The sequence below is a fragment of the Methylorubrum zatmanii genome (assembly GCF_014845115.1).
Taxonomy (GTDB): domain Bacteria; phylum Pseudomonadota; class Alphaproteobacteria; order Rhizobiales; family Beijerinckiaceae; genus Methylobacterium; species Methylobacterium zatmanii.
This window is the reverse complement of record NZ_NKUI01000253.1, coordinates 1-4,606: the sequence shown is the minus strand read 5'-3', so window position 1 is coordinate 4,606 and position 4,606 is coordinate 1. Positions and strand designations below refer to the sequence as shown.

Genomic DNA, 4,606 nt, shown 5'->3' with positions numbered 1-4,606 from the left:
AAAAGTGAGTCAGAGCCCTTATTCCACGCCTAATCACAAGCAGAGTCCGAAGGCGACGAAGGCACCGGTCGCAAGCCCGATCAACTCGCCGTATTCCAAGCCCGTTCGTGCCGCGATGGCGATGACGGCGGTCGGGTAGATGAGGAGAACGAAGTGGTCGAGGGCATGCGCAACGTTGACGAAGCGCAGGGTGCGGCGGGACAGGGTCTCGGCGTCCATGAGTCAGGCATCTCCGTAAGCCTGCCCCTTCCTATCTGACCCGTTGTATGCCGTCGGGCCGAAGATGCACGCGGTCGGGCCAGAACGGGCGAGAGTTAGGCACTATGCGTTCGATCCGCGCGGAGGATTACCAGGACGTCCCCCGCGCCGTTGCGGTGATGCCGAAGCACTACGCCGCCAGCAGTCGCATCGATCCCCACTCCCACCCGCGGGCGCAGCTGCTCTACGCCACCGCCGGCCTGATGATGGCTACCGCCGAGGACGGGACCTGGGTCGTTCCCGAAGGCCATGCCCTGTGGATACCGCCGCGCTTGCCACATGCGGTGGCGATGCACGGGGCGGTCGCGATGTGCTCGGCCTATCTCTCCGCCGAGGCGGTGCGAGGCTTTCCCACTAGAGCCCGCGTCATCGAGGTCTCGGCCCTACTCGCCGCCAGCCTTGCGGCCCTCGGGGCGGAACCAGTCCTCTACGACGAAGCGGCTCGAGGCGGGCACCTCGCTGCTCTGGTGCTGGACGAGATCCAGCGGGCGCCGGAGACCAAGCTGACCTTGCCTTTGCCAAGCGATCCCCGCCTGCGCCGGGTCTGCCTCGGCCTCATTGAGGCGCCCGCAACAACCTTCGACCTCGACGCCTGGGCGGATCGCGCCGGCCTCAGTCGTCGCACCCTGACGCGCAGGTTCCGCCGCGAGACAGGACTCACCTTCGGTCAATGGCGGGCCCGGGCGAGGGTCGTGCGGGCCTTGGCACTTGCTGCCGATGGGTGGACGCCGCGCCAAGTCGCGGCCTCTGTCGGCTATCGCAGCATTCAAGCCCTGCGGGAGCGGACGAAGGGTTTGCTGCCGATGCAGACATCCGACAGGCGACCGCCTGAGAGTATTTCTTCTGTCGAACCCTGAGGCTGAGTTGAGTCGGAGGTGAAACGTCTGCTTACAGTCCGGGCGGCAAAGCCCGCTGCCCACCCTGATCGGATATCTTACCCCTGCTTACTCATGATCCGCGCGAGGTGATCCTCATGCTGGCGCTGGCTGTGTTCGAAATTGACGAGCAGCGCCTCTGCCTCTGCGCTCGAAAAGCCAGCATCCCGGAGACGAGCTATGAGCGCGCGTTGCTTCGTCAGGTGCTCGGCACCTTCCTTGATGTGCCGCCTGACCATCTCAAGTTCGGTTTCGGCAGTACGCATCCAGGCAACATAGCAGACGTGCCACTGTTTGGCATGCTCGTCCGCTTCCCACCGAGGCTGTGTGAAAACGTAGTGGTTCTGATAGTCTCTGCGGGACAGCGGAGGCGTGTATGGCGCGGTTCATCTGTGGTGCGGATCGCCACCAAATCACGCTGTTGCCGAACCGGTTGGACGACTATGTGTCCGAAGACAATCCGGTGCGTGTCGTCGACCTGTTCGTCGACGAGCTCGATCTCACGGCCCTGGGCTTTGCGAGCATGATGCCGGCCGCGACCGGACGGCCCGGGTACCATCCCGCGACGCTGCTGAAGCTCTACCTCTACGGCTACGTCAACCAAGTTACGTCCAGCCGCCGTCTGGAGCGTGAGGCCGGTCGCAACGTCGAGCTGATGTAACTGACCGGCCGCCTCGCCCCCGACTTCAAGACCATCGCCGACTTCCGGCGCGATAATGGTCCTGCGATCCAGGCCGCTTGCCGCCAATTCGTGGTGCTGTGCCGACAACTCGGCCTCCTGGCCGGTGGTGTCGTGGCTCTCGACGGCAGCCGCTTCAAAGCGGTGAACACGCGTGATCGCAATTTTACCCCGGCGGCGGTCCGGCGCCGCATCGAGCAGATCGAGGCCAGCATCGCGCGCTATCTCGCCGCCCTCGACACCGCCGATCGCCAGGAGGACGAGGTCGCCCACGTGCGCAAGGTGCGCATCGCGGAGCGTCTGGACGCCCTGCGGATGCGGATGCGCGAACTGCAGGCGATGGAGACGCTCGTCGAAGCCGCCCCCGACCGGCAGATCTCGCTGACCGATCCGGACGCGCGGGCGATGGCCACGCGCGGCAAGGGGACTGGGATGGTCGGCTACAACGTGCAGGCGGTCGTCGACACCGAGCATCATCTGATCGTCGCCCACGAGGTCACCAACGTCGGGCACGACCGCACCCAGCTGGCGCACATGAGCCGCCAGGGCCAGGTCGCAACCGGGCATGAAGCGCTCAGCGTGCTGGCTGACCGCGGCTACTTCTCGGGCGAGGAGATCCTAGCCTGCGATCAGGCTGGTATCGCGGTGACACTGCCCAAGCCGCTGACCTCGGGTGCCAAGGCGGAAGGGCGCTTCGGCAAACAGGACTTCGTCTACGAGGCGGAGGCGGATACCTACCGCTGTCCGGCCGGTGAGCAACTCCCCTACCGCTACACGAATGTCGAGGGTGGGCTGACGCTACGGCGCTACTGGACGACGGCCTGCCACGGCTGCGCGCTCAAGGCGCGCTGCACTCCAGCCAAGGAGCGGCGGGTGACGCGCTGGGAGCACGAGGCGGTCTTGGAAGCCGTGCAGCGCCGGCTCGACGCGGATCCTCACGCGATGCGCACGCGGCGGCAGACGGTCGAACACGTGTTCGGGACGCTCAAGGGCTGGATGGGGGCGACCCACTTCCGGACGCGACGGTTGAAAAACGTGGCGACCGAGATGAGCCTGCAAGTCCTGGCCTATAATCTGAAGAGGGTGCTGGCGATCCTCGGAGTTGAACCGCTCCTCACGACCCTCTGGGCGTGAGAGCACGCCGCACCTCGCGCGCCATCTCCGCTCCGCACCGATCGACCAAAACGCGTTCTCACACAGTCTCCACCCTGAGCAGACTCTGGAATGGCCCCCTTCAGGGCCGGCTGTCGATCCGGCAGCGACCTTGCATTGAATGGCGCAGCTTCGTGCCGGTCTATTTCTAAACGATCGGACGATTGCAGCGGACATGGGGCTGCAAACATGTTGCCGGGGAAAGCTCGAACACCCAGCCATGATGCTCGTTAGAAGCGGGCCGCAACACCACCCAGGATCGTACGGGGCGTTCCCGGGGTCGCATAGCGGTTCTGGAAAGCCCGGTCGTAATAAGTTGTGTCGAACAGGTTGTCGACGTTGAGGTAAACCCGCACCTCTGGTGTAATCCAATAGTACGAAATCAGGTTGAAGACCGTGTACTCCGGCAGCCGAAAGGTTGAGAGCGCGGTGCCAGCCACGCGCTGGCTGACATAAGTCACACCACCGCCGAGGCCGAGGCCACGCAGATCAGGCCCCTGGAACTCGTAGACGCTTTGCATGGCGAGGGTGTCAGCAGGGATGTTGGCGATCCGCGTCCCAACCGGCAGCGTGTTGTCACGCGAGACCGCGGCATCGGCGTGCGTGTAGGTGCCGAACACCCGCCACCCCGGCGCCAAGTAGCCGGCGACGGTCAGATCAAAGCCGCGGCTGCGCACCTCACCGGCCGCAACGCTGAAGTTCGGATCGACCGGATCGACGGTGAGGACGTTGGTGCGCCGGATGTCGAACACGGCCGCTGTGGCGCTCAGTGTCCCATCGAGCAAGCTGAACTTCGCGCCGGCCTCGTAGCCTTCGCCCTGCTCGAAGGCGAACGGGCGACCCGCTCGGTCCGTGCCTGTGTTCGGCCGGAAGGAGCGGCCGTAGTTACCGTAGACCGAGACCGTATCGGTCAGATCGTAGACGAGGCCGAACCGCGGCGTGGCGACCGTCTCTTGCAGGCTTGTGGTGCGGCCAGTCCGATAGTCCGTCGAAACGAGGCCAAGATCCTCAACACGCACGCCAATGAGTGCATGGAGACGCGGCGTGATGTCGATCTGGTCCTGGACGTAGCCGCCAAAGCTCTGGGTGTTTTGGACGAAATTGGTGATCGATCCGAGCGGAGGCAGCGGCGCGTGCCCGTAGCGGGGCGCGAGCAAATCGAGGGCAAAAGGGTTGGTGTTCGCGTTTGAGCGGTTGAAGATCTCTCGATAGCGGTAGCTGTCGTACTCGAAGCCCATCAGCAGGGTGTGGCGGAAAGGGCCGGTTTCGAACTTGCCGGCGAGGTTGAGCTGAAGGTCGAGATCCGACCAACTCAGGTCGCGGTGTTCGAAGGTGCGCCGCAAGGTCCGTCCATCGCTCAGCACGTTCATGGCGCCCACGCCATCGCCGTAGAGACGGCCTCCGAGCGCCTGCGCGCCCGCGGTGACCACCCAATCGGGGTCGAGGCGGTGCTCGATGCGCAGCTGGCCGAGCGCGTTGTCGTTGCGCACAGGCGGTATGCCTGGCTCGCCGATGAAGAAGGTGCGTGGCAAAGCGCGGATGTTGCCGTTGATGGGCACGACGCCCCGGTCGAAGGTCGTGGCGGTGCTAGTGGGCCTGTTTCTTTTACACCATTCCCAGCCCACAGGACAGGCAGAAATAT

Annotated in this window: 3 protein-coding genes and 2 pseudogenes; 2 read left to right on the top strand and 3 right to left on the bottom strand. The window is 64.7% G+C overall.

Annotated elements, in window-relative coordinates:
- Positions 1-39: 39 nt before the first annotated feature.
- Positions 40-219 (bottom strand): annotated as a pseudogene (locus tag MZTS_RS22725) (MFS transporter); the annotation flags it as partial.
- Between the two features lie 104 nt (positions 220-323).
- Here MZTS_RS22725 and MZTS_RS22720 point away from each other — a divergent pair.
- Complete coding sequence (locus tag MZTS_RS22720) at positions 324-1,115, top strand: helix-turn-helix domain-containing protein (protein ID WP_192285518.1); 792 nt, start codon at positions 324-326, stop codon at positions 1,113-1,115.
- A gap of 77 nt (positions 1,116-1,192) precedes the next feature.
- On the opposite strand, the gene MZTS_RS22715 is transcribed toward MZTS_RS22720, so the two are convergent.
- Complete coding sequence (locus tag MZTS_RS22715) at positions 1,193-1,399, bottom strand: hypothetical protein (protein WP_192285517.1); 207 nt, start codon at positions 1,397-1,399, stop codon at positions 1,193-1,195.
- 110 nt (positions 1,400-1,509) lie between these two features.
- On the opposite strand from MZTS_RS22715, the pseudogene MZTS_RS22710 reads away from it, so the two are divergent.
- Positions 1,510-2,946, top strand: a pseudogene (locus MZTS_RS22710) (IS1182 family transposase).
- 248 nt (positions 2,947-3,194) lie between these two features.
- Here MZTS_RS22710 and MZTS_RS22705 read toward each other — a convergent pair.
- Positions 3,195-4,606: TonB-dependent siderophore receptor (locus MZTS_RS22705; protein ID WP_192285516.1), on the bottom strand; the 1,412-nt coding region annotated here is incomplete at its 5' end.